Annotated in this window: 19 protein-coding genes; 13 read left to right on the top strand and 6 right to left on the bottom strand. The window is 62.3% G+C overall.

Annotated elements, in window-relative coordinates; all coding sequences use genetic code 11:
- Positions 1–63 precede the first annotated feature (63 nt).
- The 3 genes from OVA06_RS05050 to glmS form a co-directional block, all read right to left on the bottom strand.
- Positions 64–1,674, bottom strand: coding sequence for an NAD(P)H-hydrate epimerase (locus OVA06_RS05050; RefSeq protein WP_268156749.1), 1,611 nt, complete (start codon positions 1,672–1,674; stop codon positions 64–66).
- A 31-nt stretch (positions 1,675–1,705) separates the two neighbouring features.
- On the bottom strand, positions 1,706–2,053 hold the full coding sequence (locus OVA06_RS05045) for a holo-ACP synthase (protein WP_013601780.1): 348 nt from the start codon (positions 2,051–2,053) through the stop codon (positions 1,706–1,708).
- A 234-nt stretch (positions 2,054–2,287) separates the two neighbouring features.
- Positions 2,288–4,180 (bottom strand): glutamine--fructose-6-phosphate transaminase (isomerizing), encoded by a 1,893-nt coding sequence (glmS, locus tag OVA06_RS05040; protein ID WP_268156747.1) that lies wholly within the window; start codon positions 4,178–4,180, stop codon positions 2,288–2,290.
- Positions 4,181–4,305: 125 nt separating this feature from the next.
- On the opposite strand from glmS, the gene coaA reads away from it, so the two are divergent.
- From coaA to mscL, 3 genes are all read left to right on the top strand, one after another.
- The gene (gene coaA / locus OVA06_RS05035; protein WP_268160637.1) at positions 4,306–5,280 is read left to right on the top strand and encodes a type I pantothenate kinase; all 975 of its coding nucleotides are present in this window, start codon (positions 4,306–4,308) and stop codon (positions 5,278–5,280) included.
- A gap of 5 nt (positions 5,281–5,285) precedes the next feature.
- The gene (locus OVA06_RS05030) at positions 5,286–6,164 is read left to right on the top strand and encodes a M15 family metallopeptidase (protein ID WP_268156745.1); all 879 of its coding nucleotides are present in this window, start codon (positions 5,286–5,288) and stop codon (positions 6,162–6,164) included.
- A gap of 90 nt (positions 6,165–6,254) precedes the next feature.
- Positions 6,255–6,644 (top strand): large conductance mechanosensitive channel protein MscL, encoded by a 390-nt coding sequence (mscL, locus tag OVA06_RS05025; RefSeq protein ID WP_268156743.1) that lies wholly within the window; start codon positions 6,255–6,257, stop codon positions 6,642–6,644.
- Between the two features lie 58 nt (positions 6,645–6,702).
- On the opposite strand, the gene glmM is transcribed toward mscL, so the two are convergent.
- Complete coding sequence (gene glmM / locus OVA06_RS05020) at positions 6,703–8,064, bottom strand: phosphoglucosamine mutase (RefSeq protein WP_268156741.1); 1,362 nt, start codon at positions 8,062–8,064, stop codon at positions 6,703–6,705.
- A 184-nt stretch (positions 8,065–8,248) separates the two neighbouring features.
- On the opposite strand from glmM, the gene OVA06_RS05015 reads away from it, so the two are divergent.
- Positions 8,249–9,490: a bifunctional glycosyltransferase family 2/GtrA family protein gene (locus OVA06_RS05015; protein WP_268156739.1), complete on the top strand. Its 1,242-nt coding sequence runs from the start codon at positions 8,249–8,251 to the stop codon at positions 9,488–9,490.
- A gap of 257 nt (positions 9,491–9,747) precedes the next feature.
- Positions 9,748–11,451 carry an ArnT family glycosyltransferase gene (locus tag OVA06_RS05010; RefSeq protein ID WP_268156737.1) on the top strand — a complete coding sequence of 568 codons (1,704 nt, stop codon included), beginning with the start codon at positions 9,748–9,750 and terminating at the stop codon, positions 11,449–11,451.
- Positions 11,452–11,511: 60 nt separating this feature from the next.
- Here OVA06_RS05010 and rpsI read toward each other — a convergent pair whose 3' ends face one another.
- Together rpsI and rplM are read right to left on the bottom strand one after the other, a co-directional pair.
- Positions 11,512–12,018 (bottom strand): 30S ribosomal protein S9, encoded by a 507-nt coding sequence (rpsI, locus tag OVA06_RS05005; RefSeq protein WP_015937804.1) that lies wholly within the window; start codon positions 12,016–12,018, stop codon positions 11,512–11,514.
- A gap of 39 nt (positions 12,019–12,057) precedes the next feature.
- Entirely contained in the window at positions 12,058–12,501 is a 444-nt protein-coding gene (gene rplM, locus OVA06_RS05000) for a 50S ribosomal protein L13 (protein ID WP_015937805.1), read from the bottom strand.
- Positions 12,502–12,798: 297 nt separating this feature from the next.
- Here rplM and OVA06_RS04995 point away from each other — a divergent pair, with 297 nt between their 5' ends.
- From OVA06_RS04995 to OVA06_RS04960, 8 genes are all read left to right on the top strand, one after another.
- Positions 12,799–13,464 (top strand): prepilin peptidase, encoded by a 666-nt coding sequence (locus OVA06_RS04995; protein ID WP_268156734.1) that lies wholly within the window; start codon positions 12,799–12,801, stop codon positions 13,462–13,464.
- Between the two features lie 277 nt (positions 13,465–13,741).
- Positions 13,742–13,942, top strand: coding sequence for a Flp family type IVb pilin (locus OVA06_RS04990; protein ID WP_268156732.1), 201 nt, complete (start codon positions 13,742–13,744; stop codon positions 13,940–13,942).
- Between the two features lie 146 nt (positions 13,943–14,088).
- Complete coding sequence (locus OVA06_RS04985) at positions 14,089–14,289, top strand: Flp family type IVb pilin (protein WP_268156730.1); 201 nt, start codon at positions 14,089–14,091, stop codon at positions 14,287–14,289.
- Positions 14,290–14,325: 36 nt separating this feature from the next.
- Complete coding sequence (locus OVA06_RS04980; protein WP_268156728.1) at positions 14,326–14,751, top strand: TadE/TadG family type IV pilus assembly protein; 426 nt, start codon at positions 14,326–14,328, stop codon at positions 14,749–14,751.
- 32 nt (positions 14,752–14,783) lie between these two features.
- Entirely contained in the window at positions 14,784–15,743 is a 960-nt protein-coding gene (locus OVA06_RS04975) for a Tad domain-containing protein (protein ID WP_326493571.1), read from the top strand.
- A gap of 22 nt (positions 15,744–15,765) precedes the next feature.
- On the top strand, positions 15,766–16,542 hold the full coding sequence (gene cpaB / locus OVA06_RS04970; RefSeq protein WP_268156724.1) for a Flp pilus assembly protein CpaB: 777 nt from the start codon (positions 15,766–15,768) through the stop codon (positions 16,540–16,542).
- Positions 16,539–17,744 (top strand): AAA family ATPase, encoded by a 1,206-nt coding sequence (locus OVA06_RS04965; RefSeq protein WP_268156722.1) that lies wholly within the window; start codon positions 16,539–16,541, stop codon positions 17,742–17,744. The genes cpaB and OVA06_RS04965 overlap by 4 nt, the downstream gene beginning before the upstream one ends.
- Positions 17,741–19,216 (top strand): CpaF family protein, encoded by a 1,476-nt coding sequence (locus tag OVA06_RS04960; protein WP_268156720.1) that lies wholly within the window; start codon positions 17,741–17,743, stop codon positions 19,214–19,216. The genes OVA06_RS04965 and OVA06_RS04960 overlap by 4 nt, the downstream gene beginning before the upstream one ends.
- Positions 19,217–19,218: the final 2 nt, after the last annotated feature.

Genomic DNA, 19,218 nt, shown 5'->3' with positions numbered 1-19,218 from the left:
CCTCATTTGTTGGTCAGCAGCAGAGGGCATCGGAACGCCCCTACTGCCGGTGCGAACTAATGCCTACCGTAATGGTTGGCTGTGACTATTACGTTTCAAGGCTCCAGAGTTACTAAGCATGCTGACTTTACCCCAGATTTCGGGTATGGCGTCCGCCACCGCACCCGCGGTGATCGGACCGCCCAAGCGCGCGTCCGACGCCGCCCTCCCGGCAGTGCCGTGGAGCGCGGCTCCCAGCGCGGCCATCGCCGCCCACCGGCCGTCGTCGTCAATACCCAGGTCGCGGAAACGGTCGACGGCGGGACCCGCCTGGGCGAACAGGGCGCCGATGACGCCGGCCAGGACGTCGCCGCTGCCGGCAGTGGCAAGCCAGGGCGTGCCATCAGCCTGGCTGAAGGCTCCGCCCGCGGGCGCGGCCACCAATGTGGCGGGACCTTTGAGCAGGACAGTGGCCCCGGTCAGGTCCGCTGCTTTGCGGACGGCATCAAAGGTGGCGGCTTCCACGGCCCCGCGGTCGCCAAACCTGGCATCGGCTTCGCCCTCCAAACGCTTCAACAGCGCCGCGAGTTCGCCGGCGTGCGGGGTCAGCACCACGTGCGGTGCGAGCTTTGAGGGCAGTGCCGGCAGCGCGCCGGCGTCGGCCACAACGGGCAGGCCGGACCCGATGGCGTCGCGCGCCCGCGCCAGCTGTTCGTGGTCCTCCGGCCCCATGCCCGGTCCCACCAGCCAGGCCTGCACGCGGTTGTCCGCCACGGATCCGTCGCTGCACACCACTTCCGGGCAGGACTGCCGCACCAGGTCAGCCACCTCGGGCGGGCCGAGGTACCGGACCATGCCCACACCGGCGGCAAGTGCCCCGCGGCAGGCCAGCACGGCAGCGCCCGGATACTGCACGGAGCCGGCCACGATGCCCAGGACCCCGCGCGAGTATTTGTGCGCCCTCCGGGCAGGATGCGGCAAAAGGCTGGCAAGCTCTGCTTCCCCGAGCCGGCGCAGGACCGGAGCGGGAAGGTGTTCTTCGATGCCAATGTGAACCACGTGTACCCTGCCGGCATGGTCCGCGCCGGGGTCAGCCAGCAGGCCCGCCTTGGCTCCGCCGAACGTCACTGTCAGGTCGGCGGGCAGCACCGGTCCGGCTGCCTCGCCCGTGTCTGCGTTGACGCCGCTGGGGAGGTCGCAGGCCACTATGAACCCGTCGCCGCAGGCAGGGTGGCGCGCCTCAAGGACGGCCTGCACCAACGTGGCAGCACTCCCCCGGAGTCCGCCTTTGGCACCGGTGCCCAGGATGGCGTCAATGACGACGTCGGCACCCCGGGTCTCAGCGGCCAGCCCACCAAGTGCCGCATCGGTCAGTTCCTCCGCACGGCCGCCGGCGCGTTTGAAAGCAGCCAGCGCCGCCGGGTGGGCCGCACCGCCGGTGAGGACCGCCGTCGTACGCATCCCGCGGGCAGCGAGGAAGGCTGCGGCGTAGAGGCCGTCGCCGCCGTTGTTGCCTTTGCCTGCCAGTACCACCAGGCGCGAGCCGTAGATGCGGCGCCCCCGGGAGCGCAGTTCGGTGATCACCGCGTTGGCGAGGCCATGGGCAGCACGCTGCATCAGGACGTCACCGAGCCCGGCGGCGAGGAGTGGCTCCTCGGCAGCACGAACCTGTGTTCCGCTGTAGGCGCTGATCATCGTCGAAGGTCCCTGCGGGGGCGGGGCCGGGTCAGCCCTCGGCCAGGACCGTTGCCGTGGCGATGCCGCCGTCGTGGCTGATGGACAGGTGCCAGCGTTTGACGCCCTTGGCCTCCGCGACTGCCAGCACCGTGCCCTTGACCTGCACGGTGGGCCCGTTGTGGTCCAGGCCGATCCAGCAGTCCTGCCAGTTCATGCCGGCCGGCGCGCCGAGGACCTTGGCCACGGCTTCCTTGGCGGCGAACCTGGCAGCCAGGGACCGGGTGTTGAGCTCGCGCTCGGCGGGCACGAACAGCCGGTCCCGAAGGCCCGGTGTCCGTTCCAGCTGGCGGCCGAACCGCTCGATGTCTACTACGTCTACCCCAATGCCAACGATCATGGGACTACTCTACGGTGACGCCATACGCGCGGAGGACGTTGCACGCGGGTCTTGGGTGTTATCCGCCATCAGCAGAAATGCGTGACTTTAGGGGAGATTTTGCGGAGCGCACGCCGAGTTCCCGGGGCCTCCGTGGCTGCCGCGGGCTGAAAGTTGCGCAAACCTGTTCGGCGGGGGGCGTTAACGCAGAAGTCCCGGGCCACTGGGGCCCGGGACTTCAGCTGTCATGGGACGTTATTCGACGGTGACGCTCTTGGCGAGGTTGCGTGGCTGGTCCACGTCATAGCCCTTGGCTGCGGCGAGTTCCGCGGCGAAGATCTGCAGCGGGACGGTGGTCAGCAGCGGCATCAGCAGCGAGGGGGTTTCCGGGACGTAGAAGACGTGCTCGGCGTAGGCCTTCACGGCTTCGTCGCCTTCCTCGGCGATCACCAGGGTCCGGGCGCCGCGGGCACGGATTTCCTGGATGTTGGAGACCACCTTGGCGTGCAGCGAATCGCGGCCGCGCGGGGACGGGACCACCACGAACACCGGCTGGCCCTCATCGATCAGGGCGATCGGGCCGTGCTTGAGCTCGCCGGCGGCGAACCCTTCGGCGTGGATGTACGCGATCTCCTTGAGCTTCAGCGCACCTTCCAGGGCCACCGGGTAGCCCACGTGCCGGCCCAGGAACAGCACCGACTTCTCGTCGGCCATGGACCGGGCGAGTTCCCGCAGCGGCCCGGCGTTGTCCAGGATGGTCTGGATCTTCTCGGGGATCTTGGCCAGGTCCGCGAGGACGTCCTTGATCTGGCCGGAGAAGATGTTCCCGCGCAGCTGCGCCAGGTACAGGCCCAGCAGGTACGCGGCCGTGATCTGGGCCAGGAACGCCTTCGTGGACGCCACCGCGATCTCCGGGCCGGCGTGCGTGTACAGCACGGCGTCGGACTCACGCGGGATGGTGGACCCGTTGGTGTTGCAGATCGAGATGGTCTTCGCGCCCTGCTCGCGGGCGTACCGGACAGCCATCAGGGTGTCCATGGTCTCGCCGGACTGGGAGATGGACACCACCAGGGTGTTCTCGTCCAGGATCGGGTCCCGGTACCGGAACTCGTGCGCGAGCTCCACCTCGGTGGGGATCCGGCACCAGTTTTCAATGGCGTACTTGGCCACCATCCCGGCGTACGCGGCGGTGCCGCAGGCCAGCACCACAATCTTGTTGACCTGTTTCAACAGCTCCGGGTCGATCCGCAGCTCGTTCAGGGTCAGCTTGCCCTCCAGGTCGGACCGGCCCAGCAGGGTCTGCGCCACGGCATCGGGCTGGTCGTGGATTTCCTTCTCCATGAACGAGGAGAAGCCGCCCTTCTTCGCCGAAGCCGGGTCCCAGTCCACGTGGTATTCCTTGCCCTCGGCCGGGTTGCCGAAGAAATCGGTGATCACCACAGTGTCCGCGGTGATGGTGACAATCTGGTCCTGGCCCAGCTCCACCGCGCGGCGGGTGTAGTCGATGAACCCGGACACGTCCGAGCCCAGGAAGTTCTCCCCATCACCCAGGCCCACCACCAGCGGCGAGTTGCGGCGGGCAGCAACCACGACGTCGGGCTGGTCCGCGTGGACAGCCAGCAGCGTGAAGGCGCCCTCGAGGCGCTGGCAGGCCAGCTCCATGGCCTTCGTCAGGCCGCCGTCGGAGACGTCCCCGCCCAACTGGTTCCGGAAAATGTCCGCCAGCAGCGCGGCAGCAACCTCGGTGTCCGTCTCGGACAGGAAGGTCACACCCTTCTCCACCAGCTCGAGCTTGAGCTCGGCAAAGTTTTCGATGATGCCGTTGTGGATCACGGCCAGCTTCCCGCCATCGGCCAGGTGCGGGTGCGCGTTACGGTCCGTGGGGCCTCCATGGGTGGCCCAGCGCGTGTGGCCGATGCCGGTCAGGGTCTCCGGCAGGGGACGCTCCTCCAGCTCAGCCAGCAGGTTGCTCAGCTTCCCGGACTTCTTCCGTGACTCGATCACGCCATCCGAGACCACAGCAACGCCCGCCGAGTCATAACCGCGGTACTCCAGCCGGCGAAGCCCCTCAAGGACAACGTCCAAAGCACTGTGACCATTTACAGCGCCGTCAACAGAACGGCCTACATAACCCACGATTCCACACATAGCCTCAAGAGTATCGGGTGGGAACTGGTTGCTTGTAACCCGGAACCGGATCTTGAGCCCATCTTGCCCGGACCGCCGCGCCCCGGAGCCGCTTCCATTTCGCTATGCGCTGAGCGCGGGGCAGAATCTCTAACGTGACTTTGCAACGCAACGAGGCGAATGGGGAGGGTGCCTCCCCATTCGTGGAACTGGACCGGCAGACCTGGTCCAGGCTGGCAGCCCAGATGGAACAACCCCTCAACGAAGAGGATATTGTCCGCCTGCGCGGCCTTGGCGATCCCCTGGACATGAAGGAAATCCGCGAGGTTTACCTTCCGCTGTCCCGGCTCCTGCACCTTTACGTGGAAGCTGCGGGGCAGCTGCACGCGGCCACCACCACCTTCCTGGGCGAACAGACCCAGCGCACCCCGTTCGTCATCGGCGTTGCCGGATCCGTTGCCGTGGGCAAGTCCACCATTGCGCGCGTGCTGCGGGAGATGCTGCGCCGCTGGCCCGGAACACCCAACGTGGAGCTCATCACCACGGACGGATTCCTTTATCCCTTAGCCGAGCTCAAGCGGCGGCAGCTGCTGGACCGGAAGGGCTTCCCGGAGTCCTATGACCGGCGGGCGCTGCTGCGGTTCGTGAGCGAGATCAAGGGCGGGGCCGAGGAAGTCCACGCGCCCTGGTACTCGCATGTCACGTACGACATCGTTCCCGAAAAGGAAGTGGTGGTCCGCCGGCCGGACGTGCTCATTGTCGAAGGCCTCAACGTGCTGGCTCCGGCGCGTCCGCGGCATGACGGCCGGCAGGGGCTGGCGCTGAGCGACTTCTTCGACTTCTCCATCTACGTGGACGCCAAGACCTCCTATATCGAGGAGTGGTACGTGGACCGGTTCCGGAAACTGCGGACCACAGCGTTCGCGCAGCCGGAGTCCTACTTCCACAGGTATGCCAGCCTGTCCGACGACGAGGCGGAGAGCACCGCCAGGGACATCTGGAAGCGGATCAACGAGCCCAACCTGGAGGAGAACGTCCTTCCCACCAGGGGCCGGGCCCAGCTGGTGCTCACCAAGGACTCCGACCACACCATCCGCCGGATGCTCCTGAGGAAGGTTTAGCACAGGTGCGCCACAACTGCGCCGCTTCAGCCGTAACGGCCAGCCGCCGGAGCTTCGCCCGCTTCCTCGCCGTGGGGTCCGGGCTGACCGTACTCACCGCCTGTTCGCCGGTGGCACCCGGGGCCGCGTCGTCGTCGTCGGCCCCGCTGGTTGCTTCCCCGGTTCCGTCCCCGACGGCGGCGGGCACCGCGGTTGCCGCGCCGGAGGCAGCGACGGCGGCCGGCACACCTCCGGAACCTTCCGCAGCCCCCTCACCTTCACCATCCGCGGCGCTCCCCCGCCAGTTTTCCCTGACGGATCCGGCCAGTCCGTGGGTAGTGGTCAACAAGCACCGGCCGCTGGCCCCCGCTGACTACGCGCCCGCGGACCTGGTGAGTCCCGCCGTCGGGATCTCCGCGTCGGGTGAGTCCGCGCTGCTGAACAGTACGACGGCGGCAGCGGCCGAAGCGATGTTCGCCGCCGCCGCGCGGGACGGCGTGGTCATGGTTCTGGCCAGCGGGTACCGCTCGTATGCCACGCAGGTATCCACGTACAACGGGTATGTGGCCGCGCGCGGCCAGGCGGACGCGGACACAGCCAGCGCCCGGCCGGGATACTCGGAGCACCAGACGGGATGGTCCTTCGACATTGCCGACGGCGGCGGAGCGTGTGCCTTCCAGCCGTGCTTCGCCGACCAGCCTGCCGCGGTCTGGGCGAAAGCCAGCGCCCACCGGTTCGGGTTCGTGGTGCGGTATCCGTGGATGTTCCATGAAACCACCGGGTATTACTACGAGCCGTGGCACCTGCGGTACATCGGCGTGGAGGCGGCTACGGACATGTCCGGACGCGGGATTGCCACGCTTGAGGAGTACTTCGGCGTGGGGGCGGCACCGGGGTATCCATAACGGACAACGCGGCCGCGAGGTTCCCAACACGGTCCAAAATAGGGGCCAGGGTTCACACCGGGTTAACAGACGTGGGCTAGCCTGGAACTCATGTTGACCGGATTCAAGAATTTCATCATGAAAGGCAACGTCGTAGACCTTGCCGTCGCTGTCGTGATGGGTGCCGCATTCGGCGCCGTCGTCACATCGATCGTGGAAGGACTGCTCACACCGCTGATCGGCCTTCTGTTCCAGGCGAAGGGCATCGAGGAGATGCAGTGGGAGGGCTTCCTCTACGGCCGGGTCATCTCCGCCGTCATCTCGTTCGTGCTGATCGCCGCCGCCATCTACTTTGTTGTGGTCCTGCCCATGAACCACATGATCGAACGGCGCAACCGCCGTCTCGGCATCAACCCTGACGTCAAGGAAGAATCTGCCGAAGATCCGCAGATCGCCCTGCTCACCGAGATCCGCGACGAATTGCGAAGCCGCTCGTCCTAGCCGACATGCACATGAGGCCCGCTTCCATCGTGGAAGCGGGCCTCATGTGTTGGTGCAGTTATTCGCTGATGAGTTCCAGCGCCAGTTCCGTGCGGACCACCTGTGCAAGGTGCTCTGCGATGGACTGGGCGGTTTCTTCGTCGGCAGCCTCCACCATGACCCGGACCACTGGTTCGGTGCCCGAGGGGCGGAGGAGCACGCGGCCAGTCTCACCCAGGGCGGCCTCAGCGGCTTTGACGGCCTGGGCCAGGACGTCATTGCTGTTGACCTTGGTGCGGTCCACGCCCTTGACGTTGATGAGGACCTGCGGGAGCTTGGTCATGACGGAGGCCAGGTCCTTGAGGGATGTCCCGGTCAGGGCCACCTGGGCGGCGAGCTGCAGGCCGGTGAGCAGGCCGTCGCCGGTGGTGGCGTGGTCCGAGAAGATGACGTGGCCGGACTGTTCCCCGCCGAGGTTGAATCCGCCTTCGCGCATGTTCTCGAGGACGTAACGGTCCCCCACGGCTGTTTCGCGGATGCTGATGCCGGCGTCGCGGAGGGCGATCTTGAGGCCAAGGTTGCTCATGACGGTGGCCACCAGGACGTCGTCGTTCAGCTTGCCGGCCTTTTTGAGGGCGACGGCGAGGATCGCCATGATCTGGTCGCCGTCCACTTCGTTGCCTTCGTGGTCCACGGCCAGGCAGCGGTCCGCGTCGCCGTCGTGGGCGATGCCAAGGTCCGCGCCGTACTGGAGGACTGCTTCCTTGAGCGGGCCCAGGTGGGTGGAGCCCACGCCGTCGTTGATGTTGAGCCCGTCCGGGTCGGCGCCGATGACGATGACGTCCGCGCCGGCGTCCTTGAAGACCTGCGGGGAGCATCCGCTGGCGGCGCCGTGGGCGCAGTCCAGGACCACGGTGAGCCCCTCGAGGCGATGCGGGAGGGTGCTGAGGAGGTGGACGACGTACCGGTCCTCGGCGTCGGAGAAGCGCTGGATGCGCCCGACGTCGGGGCCTATGGGCCGGACTGCCTCGTTGTGCATCTGGGCCTCGATGGCGTCTTCCACGTCATCAGGGAGCTTCTGGCCGCCGCGGGCGAAGAACTTGATGCCATTGTCCGGTGCGGGGTTGTGGGAGGCGGAAATCATGACGCCGAAATCTGCTTCCAGATCCGCCACCAGGTACGCGGCGGCCGGGGTGGGGAGGACGCCGGCGTCGTAGACGTCGATGCCCGAGCTGGACAGCCCGGCCTCCACCGCTGCAGCGATGAACTCCCCACTGGCACGCGGATCACGGGCCACCACGGCGCGGGGCCGGGAGCCGTTGGAGTTGCGGTCGTGGCCAAGTACGACGGCGGCCGCCTGGGCCAGCTGCAGGGCCAGCTCCGCTGTCAGCAGCCCGTTGGCCAGCCCCCGGACACCATCAGTTCCAAATAATCTAGACACCGCTCAAGTGTATGGGATGGGGGTGGCGGCACCTGCGTAGGCGGGCCAAGAAGAGCTGGTTCTACCTGTTGGGTACCTGCCTTCCGATAGGCGCTGTTACTGGGACTACTTGGTTCTTTTCGCTGCTACCTGTCTTCGGCCAAAACCCTCGCCACGCCCATTTGGCGGCCCCTACGATCCATGCATGACACCTAGCTATGGGGGCTTGGCGCTCGAAATTGTAGTACCGGTCTACAACGAAGAAGCGGTACTCGAAAACAGCATCACAAGGCTCGCCGAATACTTGACGAATGAAATGCCGTCGACGTGGAGAATCACCATCGCCGATAATGCAAGCACCGACCGGACGCCGGTGATTGCCGCTCGACTCAGCGAGCACCTGGAGAACGTCGGTTACCGGCGGCTTGAAGCTAAAGGGCGCGGCCTGGCACTGAGGGATGCCTGGAGCGCCTCGGAAGCCAATGTGCTTGCATACCTGGATGTGGACCTGTCAACCGACTTGGCCGCGCTTCCACCACTGGTGGCGCCCCTGTTATCCGGGCATTCCGATATCTCCATCGGCACGCGACTGGGCCAGACCTCAAGGGTGAGCCGCGGCCCAAAGCGGGAGTTCATTTCCCGTTCCTACAACTTCCTGCTCCGGCGCACGATGCAGGTTCGTTTTTCGGACGCACAATGCGGGTTCAAGGCAATTCGGGCTGATGTGGCCAAGCGCCTGCTCCCCCATGTGGAGGACAACAGCTGGTTCTTCGACACTGAGCTGCTGATCATTGCTGAGCGCTCCGGACTTCGCATCCACGAAATTCCCGTTGACTGGGTTGATGACCCGGACAGCCGTGTGGATATTAAGCAGACGGCCTTTGACGATTTGCGGGGAATGGTGCGGGTGGCTGGGTCCCTGGTTAAAGGTGCGATTCCCGTACAGGCCATCTATGCCGAGCTCGGACGCCGGCCGATCGTCCCTCTGGGCCGGCCAAGCTTTTTCGGCCAAGTTCTCCGTTTTGGACTTGTAGGGCTTGCCTCGACCCTGGCGTTCGCTCTGCTATATCTCGTGTTCCAAGGGCCTTTCGGTGCACAGGAAGCGAACTTCCTTGCGCTGCTGCTGACAGCCATCGGGAACACGGCCGCCAATAGGCGCTTCACCTTCGGCATCAGCGGGCCGGCCAAACTCTTCACCCAGCAGTTTCAGGGGTTCGTAGTCTTCCTGCTCGCCTGGACCATCACGTCTTCGTCCCTGCTGACGCTCCACGCGTTGCATCCCGATGCCGCGCCCAACGTGGAACTGTTGATTCTCACGGCGGCAAACGTTCTGGCCACCTTGGTCCGTTTTGTCCTCCTGCGTCTGTGGGTGTTCAGAGTTCATGAGCGGCGCCGGCAAATCACGCATGGGGCCTCTGCACTGGCCCCCAAGGGAAGTGCTCTGTGAACCGTGTCCGAGTTGTCGAACAACTGGCTGATGCCCTTGATGTGCCCGGCATCCGCCACATCAGCCCTGCGATATCGCTCAAAAACCGATTGTATTCCGCGACTGGTAAATTCCTGCGCGGAAGGGTTGGGGACCCTTGGTGGGAGCGACCAACGCTACTCCTTATTTTGCTGGCCAATTTTGCGCTCTATTCATGGAACTTGACTGCTAACGGATGGGCGAACTACTTTTACAGCGCTGCTGTCCAGGCAGGTTCCATGGACCTGAAAGCAGCCTTCTTTGGGTCCTCTGATCCAGAGAATTCAATTACAGTCGATAAACCTCCCCTGAGTCTTTGGATCATGGGCATTTCGGTCCGGATATTTGGATTCAACCCAATGGCAATGCTCATGCCGCAGGTTCTCATGGGCGTGGGGACCACACTCCTTATCTACTTGATCCTCCGACGTTACGTCTCCGCCGCCGCAGCCCTCTTGGCGTCCGTCACCTTTTTCACCACTCCGATAGTTACGCTTCTATCCCGCTATAACAATCCTGACCCGCTGATGCTGCTACTCATGACGGCAGCATTGTGGTGCACAATCCGAAGTATCGAATCTGGAAAAGCACATCTATTCGGGATCGCCGGAGCATTACTTGGCCTGGCCTTTATGACGAAACAGCTACAAGGCCTTATAAGCATGCCGGCGCTGGGTGTTGCCTACCTCGCCTTTAGCCCGTTGCAATGGCTAACCCGGCTGCGCTCCGCCGCTGTCGCTTGCTTGGCCACGGCTGTCACCGGGGGTGCGTGGATGGCCATCGTGGAGCTGACTCCAGCATCTCTAAGGCCGTACGTGGGCGGTTCGCGGACGAACAGCATCGTGGAGCTGACGCTCGGCTATAACGGAGTCGACAGAATCTCAGGCGGAGATCCTCTACCCGAGGCTATGCAGGTACCCGCTGAATTCAGCAACGTTGACAGCGACGCAGGAATTCTTCGGCTTCTAAATGCCAATTACAACCAAGAAGCTTCTTGGCTCCTCTATGTTGCGTTGGGAGCCGTCATCGTGATTGCTTGCTCGCGGAGGCAGGTAAAAGCGTGCAAGGCCTACCGGGCCCTTATAGTCTGTTCGAGCATCTGGCTTGTTACGGCCTTCATCGTATTGAGCTATATGGGCAGCCAGATTCACACTTACTACACCGCTGTGCTGGCACCCCCGATAGCACTGATCCTGGGCATTGCGATTGATCGTGCTATGTCTCCACGGCGGCTCTCCCAGACCCTAATCCCGTGGGGCGGACTTGCGTTAGTTGGAATTCTGACGTCGTGGCTCATCTTGAGAGGTACGGTGGGATGGCCGGATTGGCTGCCGACCGCAATCCTCGTCGCTGGAGTCTCCTCAATCGCCGCCCTTATTCTCAAACCTCCCACCAAAGTTGTCGAAATCGGCGCAGCAACCGTGCTTCTGATTGCACTCGTGACGGGTCCGACCGTTACATCGATACACAACGTCACGTTGAGCTTCACCGGATCCAATCCGCTGTCCGGTGTCTTATCCCAAAACCCCGCTGGTATCAGCCATCTCTTGGAATCTCTAAAGAATAATGAATTGCCATGGGGGCATGACATGGTTTTTGGTCGGCAGCCGGACACTGAAGTAGTGAGCGCCCTACGCGAATCGACCGGCTGCAGGTGGTCGGCCGCGAGCTACGCGAGTCAGACTGCCGCGCGGCTCCAGTTGGAATCAGGTCGAGCCGTAATGCCGCTGGGAGGCTTCGCGGGCAGTGACCCATCCCCGACTCTCGACACGTTTAAGAAGATAGTTGCATCGGGCGATGTCTGCTTCTTTGTTGAACAGGAGGCCTTTCTGGAGGTACAAGCGCTCGACTCCGAATCGACTGACATCTCCAAGTGGGTGTCCGAGAACTATCATCCTGAAAAGGTCGGCAACACGACGGTCTACCGGTTGGTCAAGCCCTAGATTTGAAAAGCGAGAAGCCCGCCCCGCCATACGGCGGGACGGGCTTCTGTGCAAGCGGATTTAGCGCTTGGAGTACTGCTGAGCCTTACGGGCCTTCTTGAGACCGGCCTTCTTACGCTCGATGACGCGGGCGTCGCGAGACAGGTAACCAGCCTTCTTCAGGGTGGCGCGGTTGTTCTCGACGTCGATCTCGTTCAGCGAACGGGCAATGCCGAGGCGCAAGGCACCGGCCTGGCCGGAGATGCCGCCGCCGTGAATGCGGGCAATGACGTCGTAAGCGCCTTCGAGATCAAGGATCTTGAAGGGCTCGTTGACGTCCTGCTGGTGCAGCTTGTTCGGGAAGTAGTTATCCAGCGCGCGGCCATTGATGGTCCACTTGCCGGAGCCCGGAACAACGCGAACGCGTGCAACGGCTTCCTTGCGGCGGCCAACTGCTGCGCCGGCAACGGTCAGTGCCGGGCGCTCCTTCTTGGGAGCGGCTTCGGCAGCCGAGCTCTCAGAGGTGTAGCTGGTGGGGTTTTCCTCAGCCTCAACGGCTTCGGTGGTCAGTTCTTCGTTCTGAGCCACGATTCTCCTTGTATTAAGTAAGTTGTTTGGTGGCCAGGACTACTGGGCGACCTGGGTGATTTCGAAAGTCTTGGGCTGCTGTGCGGCGTGGGGGTGCTCAGCACCGCGGTACACCTTCAGCTTGCCCAGCTGCTGTGCAGCGAGGGAGTTCTTGGGGAGCATGCCCTTGATGGCCTTCTCAACGGCGCGGACCGGGTTGGATTCCAGCAGTTCCGCGTAGTTGACGGAGGTCAGGCCGCCCGGGTAGCCGGAGTGGCGGTATGCGCGCTTCTGCTCCAGCTTGGCGCCGGTCAGGGCAACCTTTTCAGCGTTGATGATGATGACGAAGTCGCCCATGTCCATGTGGGACGCAAAGGTGGCCTTGTGCTTGCCGCGCAGCAGGATTGCGGTCTGGCTGGCAAGACGACCAAGGACAACGTCGGTGGCGTCAATGACGTGCCACTGGCGGTTGATATCGCCGGGCTTCGGGGTGTACGTACGCACGGTGTTTGCCTCGTTCTTGTTCTGGCGTTCTTTGTTTAGGCGCCACTCAGGGGTGAGCACCTACTTCCTGCGCGCTACCGGAACAGAGGTGAGGGCTCTATGTAACCAGTCATCCTGAGGTTCCGAATGTGCACGTTGAGTAGTTATCCTGCAACCGGATTCTCAAGCGGGCACGCACCATCGGAATAGGACACGCACAACGACTTACAAGATTAGCGTGTCAGGGGCTTCAGGGTCAAAATGAGGTAGCCGCAGGCCATCACAGCGCCGCCGGCAGGATGAGCGCAGGGGGTCGCGGTGTTTACAGTAGGTGCTGGCGCTGGCGCCGGATGGGCGTTCGTAATTGGCGCAGGCCTCTTGGGGGCCGCACTTTCCCCGGCCGTTGCGGTTCTGATCGCAGGGCTCCTTCCCCGCTTGGGCGGAGCACCCTCGCTGCCGGCAAGGATTACGACGGCGGCACTCACGGGAGCTGCATGCGCTGCCTTTGCACTGCGGTTCGGAGTTTCCTGGACCCTGCCGGCATTTCTATTCCTCGCCGTACTCGGAGTTCAGTTGGCCAGGATTGATTTCTCACTTCACCTACTGCCGAATCCTCTTGTATTAATGCTCTTGGCGGGGGGAATCGTTCTCCTCCTGGCGCCGTCGGCAGTTAATCAGCATGCTGACAATATGCCTCGCGCGCTGCTCGGCATGGTCATTTTGTTCGCTGGCTATCTAATTCTGGGACTAATTTCCCCAGGAGCCATCGGAATGGGGGACGTCAAGCTCGCAGCACCGGTCGGCCTCTACCTCGGGTACCTAGGTTGGACCCACCTCCTCTACGGCGGCCTCCTCGGCTTCATCCTGAACGGCGTCGTCACCATCGCCGTCGTCGCTCAGAAGAGCCGCAAAGACGCCACGGAAGTGGCCCACGGGCCATCAATGCTTGGTTCGGTACTAGCCATCAGCCTTCTCATTCCCTAGCTAGCCCAGTACCGCCTGGAACCTGCAGCGGATCCTGACGCCAGACCAATCCAAGTAGTCGTCGGTGTACTCGATTTCGGTTCTGAGTACCGTCAGCTGATTCTGCGTACGTACTTTCAGCGCCCGGCAAAAAAGTCGAGTACCACTACGCATTGTTGCCGCTATCCCCTAGTGACAATCTCTTCTTAGCGAAGTCCAGCCGCTAAGGAATTATGGGGGCAGCTGGAAATTCGTTGAAATCTAATCAACTCCATTTCACCGAATTAAAGGAAATACAATGACTTCTCTCATGGTCTCGATGATGGCTTTCGTCGCCGGCGTCAAGGATCGCTTCTCCTCCGAGAAGGGCGCGACTGCAACGGAGTACTCACTCCTGGTCGCGTTCATTGCTCTGCTGATCATTGTCGGCGTCACCGCCTTCGGAAACGCGTTGAGTGGCTGGTTCACCAACCTTGGCACCCGCATCGGCGGCTGGTAGGCCGCACTTCTTGCCGGTGGCGCGCACGAGACGTTCTCGGGCGCGCCACTTCCAAGATTCACCATGACCCGCCACCAACTGAAACAACTGCTCCGTATGGCCAGCGGCAACTCGGCGGATAGTTACGACAACTAAAGGAACTTCTTATGTCTACCTCCATGATCTCCTTGCTCGCCTTCGTTGCCGGCGTCAGGGATCGCTTCTCATCTGAAAAGGGAGCAACGGCCACCGAGTACTCACTCTTGGTCGCCTTCATTGCTCTTCTGATTATCGTCGGCGTCACCGCTTTCGGCGGGGCCCTGAACACCTGGTTCACCAACCTCGGAACCACGGTTGGTGGCTGGTAGCACTGCCCGAAGGAGTGCATCGCATCCAAGGAAGCGGTGCACTCCTTTTCAACCCACTCATCCCTGGGGGATCAGTTGAAGACACGGAAAGACTCGGATCACAAAAGCCGCGGTGCGGTAGCCGTGGAGTTCGCCTTGGTTGCTCCCATGCTGCTAACTCTGGTTATCGGCATCGTGGAGTTTGCAAATGCCTATAACGCCCAAATCTCGGTAACTCAGGCAGCCCGCGAAGCCGCGCGAACCATGGCTGTCAAAAACAATCAGGCTGACGCCAAGGACGCCGCAGTCGCGGGGTCTCCCGGCATCAATTCAGCGGCATTCGCCTACGCCTTCAGCCCGGCAGCGTGCACACCCGATACCACGGCAAAGGTCACCATCACCTATCCGGCGGCCACGCTGACCGGGCTTTTTGGAAGCTCCGTCACGGTCACCGGAGTAGGGGCCATGCGATGCAACGGCTAAAGGACTCGGAACGAGGAGCATCCGGCGTTCTGGTGGCCATCATGATGGTCGTCCTCATCGGTGCCGGTGCGCTGGCGGTGGATACCGGGCAGATCTACGCAGAGCGGGCGCAGCTTCAGAATGGCGCTGACGCCGGCGCTCTGGCGGGTGCAGACCTCTGTTCCGTAAGCGGTGGATGTACCCAGGCAGCAGCAAAATCAGTGGCGGACGCACTCGCGAACAGCAACTCGAATGACAGCAAGTCGACTGTCCAGTCCGTGGATCTCTCAGTACCAGGTCAAGTAACGGTTACTACTTCGACAAAGGACGGCATCACCAACGCCGGATTTCTGACCAAAATGTTCGCCAGCGCCTTGAACGCTCCCGCGGCGACCGTTGGCGCTACAGCCACAGCGAAATGGATGTACCCCACTAAAGGGATCACCGTCCTTCCTTTGACTTTCGCAACGTGTGAGTTCAAGGACGACGGCTTGCCGCACAAGATCCTGACACAGGGCGGCGGCAACGGCGCCCAGGACTGCAATGGCGTGAATCCATCGAACCAGATTATTCCGGGCGGCTTCGCCTGGCTGATGCCGGACGGCGGGGCAGGCTGCAAGGTAACGGCAGAAATCGGCAAATGGAGTCTCACCAGTGCCGGCATGGGTGTTCCCAATGGCTGCACCGACCTTTTCAACCCATCGCTCAACCCCTCTCTTCCAAACTCGACCGTCGCGCTGCCGGTCTACAAATACACCTGCAAAGGAATGCCATCAGCGCAATTCGGCTCCTGCACAGGTAGCGCGGTGCAGTACTACATCGAAAAATGGGCCGGATTCAAGCTCCAGGGTTGGAACCTCACGGGTCAGGCCAAGTACAACGATTCCGTTTTCAGCTCCAGTGAGAAAGGGCTCTACGGAACGTTCATGGGATATTCCGCAGATCCAAACCTCTTCACAGGGGGAACACCTACACCCACGGGCAACGTCATCGTCCTGGGCTTGATCAAATAACGCACCATCTAAGGGGAAGAAAGTGAAAGCACGCCTACTGGGAGGCATCGCCGCGCTGGTCATCGCAATAGCCGGCACCGTCCTACTCATCACATACGTACAGGGCGCCGATGCGCGCGCCATGGCCGGCACGGAAACCGCTGAAGTATTGGTGGTGCAAGCACCAATCCCGGCGGGCACGCCTGCCAGCGAAATCAGCGGAATGGTGGCCAGGAAGTCACTGCCCAAATCCGCCCTTACCGGTGACACCGTCACCAATCTTGCGGATGAGGGTACAAAAGTGACAGCGGTATCCCTTGTTCCAGGCGAACAGCTGCTTGCAAGCCGACTGGTAGAAGCCTCATCCTTCATGGGCCCATCCCGGGTCGCCGTTCCAAGCGGAATGCAGGAGATTTCACTCAAACTGCCAATCGAGCGCGTTGTAGGCGGCAAAGTTGCTGCAGGTGACACTGTCGGCGTCTTCATCTCGCTGACAGAAGCTTCGGGAAGCGGAGACAATGCCGCCCAGTCGTCGGGAACCCAACTCACATTCCACAAGGTGCTCGTCACGGCCACGCAGTACAGCAACGGTAGCCCGTCCCAGACGAGCTCAGGGGATGCCGGCGCATCCGGAGGCTCACTTAGCTCAAATGAAAACCAGAGCGATGGCAATTACCTCATCACCGTCGCCAGCGATTCGGTAGACGCCGAGCGCATGGTCTACGCGGCAGAATTCGGCAAGATCTACCTCTCCAAGGAACCCAAAGAAGCCACCGAAGGTAACAGCGGCGTGGTGGACAAGACGAAGGTATTCCGATGAGCCGCTTCGTACTCATCACCCCGAATACTGAGTTTGAGCGCCGCGTTCGCATGGCAACTGCGGGAATGACTGGCTCCCTCCAGTTTTTCCAGGCGGACTACCTTCCGCAGAGCCCTGAAGAGGTCCTTCGGCAAATGCTGGGCGAACCTCCTGAGGTATTCATCCTCGGACCGGGCCTCCCGTCGGAGGACGCACTGAAGTTCGCCTCCGTAATGGACCTGCAGTATCCGGAGATCAGCCTGATCCTGGCCGCTGGCGACTCGCCGGACCTGGCCATCCAGGCGATGCGCGCCGGTATCCGTGACCTCCTGGACCCCTCCGCCGAAGCAGACCACATCAGAATCATCGTTGAACGAGCCAGCCTCGCATCAGCAGGCCGCAGAAGGGGCCTCGCCCCCAGCAGCTCCGAGCATAATGAGCACGCTGCCGGCGGCCGCATCATCGCCGTCATTTCTCCCAAAGGTGGTGTGGGCAAAACGACTGTAGCCACGAACATTGCCGTGGGACTTGGCCAGACCGCGCCCATGGGTGTGGTGATTGTCGACCTTGATCTGCAGTTCGGAGATGTTGCGAGCGGCCTGATGCTCGAGCCGGAGCACACAATTACCGACGCGGTAGTCGGCGCTGCGAGTCAGGACTCCATGGTTCTCAAGACCTATCTCACACTGCATCCGGCGGGTATTTACGCCCTATGCGCGCCGAAGAATCCGGTCGAAATGGACCGGATCAGCGGCGAACACGTCAGCCATCTCCTGTCTCAGCTTCGCCAGGAGTTCCAGTACGTCGTCGTCGATACGGCCCCGGGGCTTGGGGAACACGTCCTGGCTACTCTGGATCTGGCATCCGACGCCGTGTGGATCTGTGGGATGGACGTTCCAAGCATTCGAGGCCTTCGTACGGGCAATCAGATTCTCGCAGAGCTTGGCCTGCTTCCCGAGACGCGTCATGTCGTCCTCAACATGGCCGATCGCCGAAGTGGCCTAACCCTTCGTGATGTTGAGGCAACGATCGGGGCTCCAGTTGACATCGTCCTCCCACGGTCCCGGAACCTGCCGTTTTCGACGAACAAGGGTGTCCCCCTGCTCCAGGACAACAACAGGGACCCCGCCACGAAGGGCTTGCGTCAACTCGTTGAACGCTTCAAACCGAATTGGGAAGCCAGACCACACAAGAAGTTGCATCGAAGGGCGGTAGTCCAGTGAACCTCTCACGCAGGCTCGAAAAGGTGCGCGGCGCAGAGCCAACCATGTCCGCCGCCGAGCCGGAACAAAAGAACCCCTTTGCGCCACAGCCCGCACCGGTTGAACCGGCGACGCTGGGAAGGATCCACGAGGCAAAATCCGCCGAGGTCGCGGAAGTCGTGGAGCTGGCGCCGACGGCGGCTGTTGCAAGCGGAGCGCTGAGCGCACTGAAGGAGCGCGCAAGCCAGGCGCTCTACGAACGGCTCGGGGCAAGAATCACAGATTCGTCTCTCGAAGAAGCTGAGCTGCATCAGTACGTCAAAGACGAGCTGAAGATCGTTGTGGACGAAGAACAGGTGCCATTAACGTCGGCAGAAAGGCAACGACTGATCCGCGAAATCATCGATGACGTACTCGGTCATGGGCCCATCCAACGTTTCCTGGAAGACCCTTCCGTCACCGAAGTTATGGTGAACCGGTTCGATCAGGTCTACATCGAACGGGCAGGAAAGCTGACACTTACCGACACCAAGTTTGCGTCGGACGAGGCACTGCGTCGCGTCATTGAGCGCATCGTCTCCAAAGTGGGCCGACGGATCGATGAGTCCTCGCCACTCGTGGATGCTCGGCTTGCCGACGGTTCGCGCGTCAATGCCATTATCCCTCCTTTGGCCGTGAACGGGCCGGCGCTGACCATCCGAAAGTTTGGCGGAGACGCCTTAACTGTCGACAAGTTGATCGCCTTTGGCAGCCTGTCCCCCGAAATGGCCGAACTCCTGCAAGCTTGCGTTCTGGCCCGGATGAACATCATTGTTTCCGGAGGCACCGGTACGGGCAAGACCACCCTGCTGAACGCACTGTCTTCGTTCATTCCCACCTCCGATCGCATCGTCACTATTGAGGATGCGGTTGAGCTCCAACTCCAGCAGGACCATGTAGTCAGGCTGGAGAGCCGCCCCGCCAACATTGAGGGCAAGGGCGAAATCGCCATCCGTGACCTGGTCCGGAACTCGCTGCGCATGCGTCCCGACCGTATCGTCGTCGGCGAAGTCCGCGGCGGTGAGTGCCTCGACATGCTGCAAGCCATGAACACCGGCCACGACGGCTCCCTGTCCACGGTCCACGCGAACTCGCCCAGGGACGCCATAGCCCGCTTGGAAACATTGGTTCTTATGGCTGGTATGGACCTTCCCCTGCGCGCGGTCCGGGAGCAGGTCGCGTCCGCAGTCAATCTCATTGTGCATATCTCCAGGCTTCGTGATGGCACCCGGCGCGTCACCCATATCACCGAGGTCCAGGGCATGGAGGGTGACATCGTCACGCTCCAGGACGCATTCGTCTTTGATTACGCCGCGGGCATTGACTCCACCGGAAGGTTCCTTGGGAAACCTGTTCCCACGGGTGTTCGTCCGCGATTCACGGACCGTTTCGCGGATCTGGGTATCCGTGTGTCGCCGCATATCTTTGGCGCCGACCCGGTGAGGGGGAGGTAGCC

Source organism: Pseudarthrobacter sp. SL88 (assembly GCF_026672455.1).
GTDB lineage: Bacteria > Actinomycetota > Actinomycetes > Actinomycetales > Micrococcaceae > Arthrobacter.
Note: the sequence above shows the minus strand (reverse complement) of the source record. Positions and strands in the feature narration are given on the sequence as shown.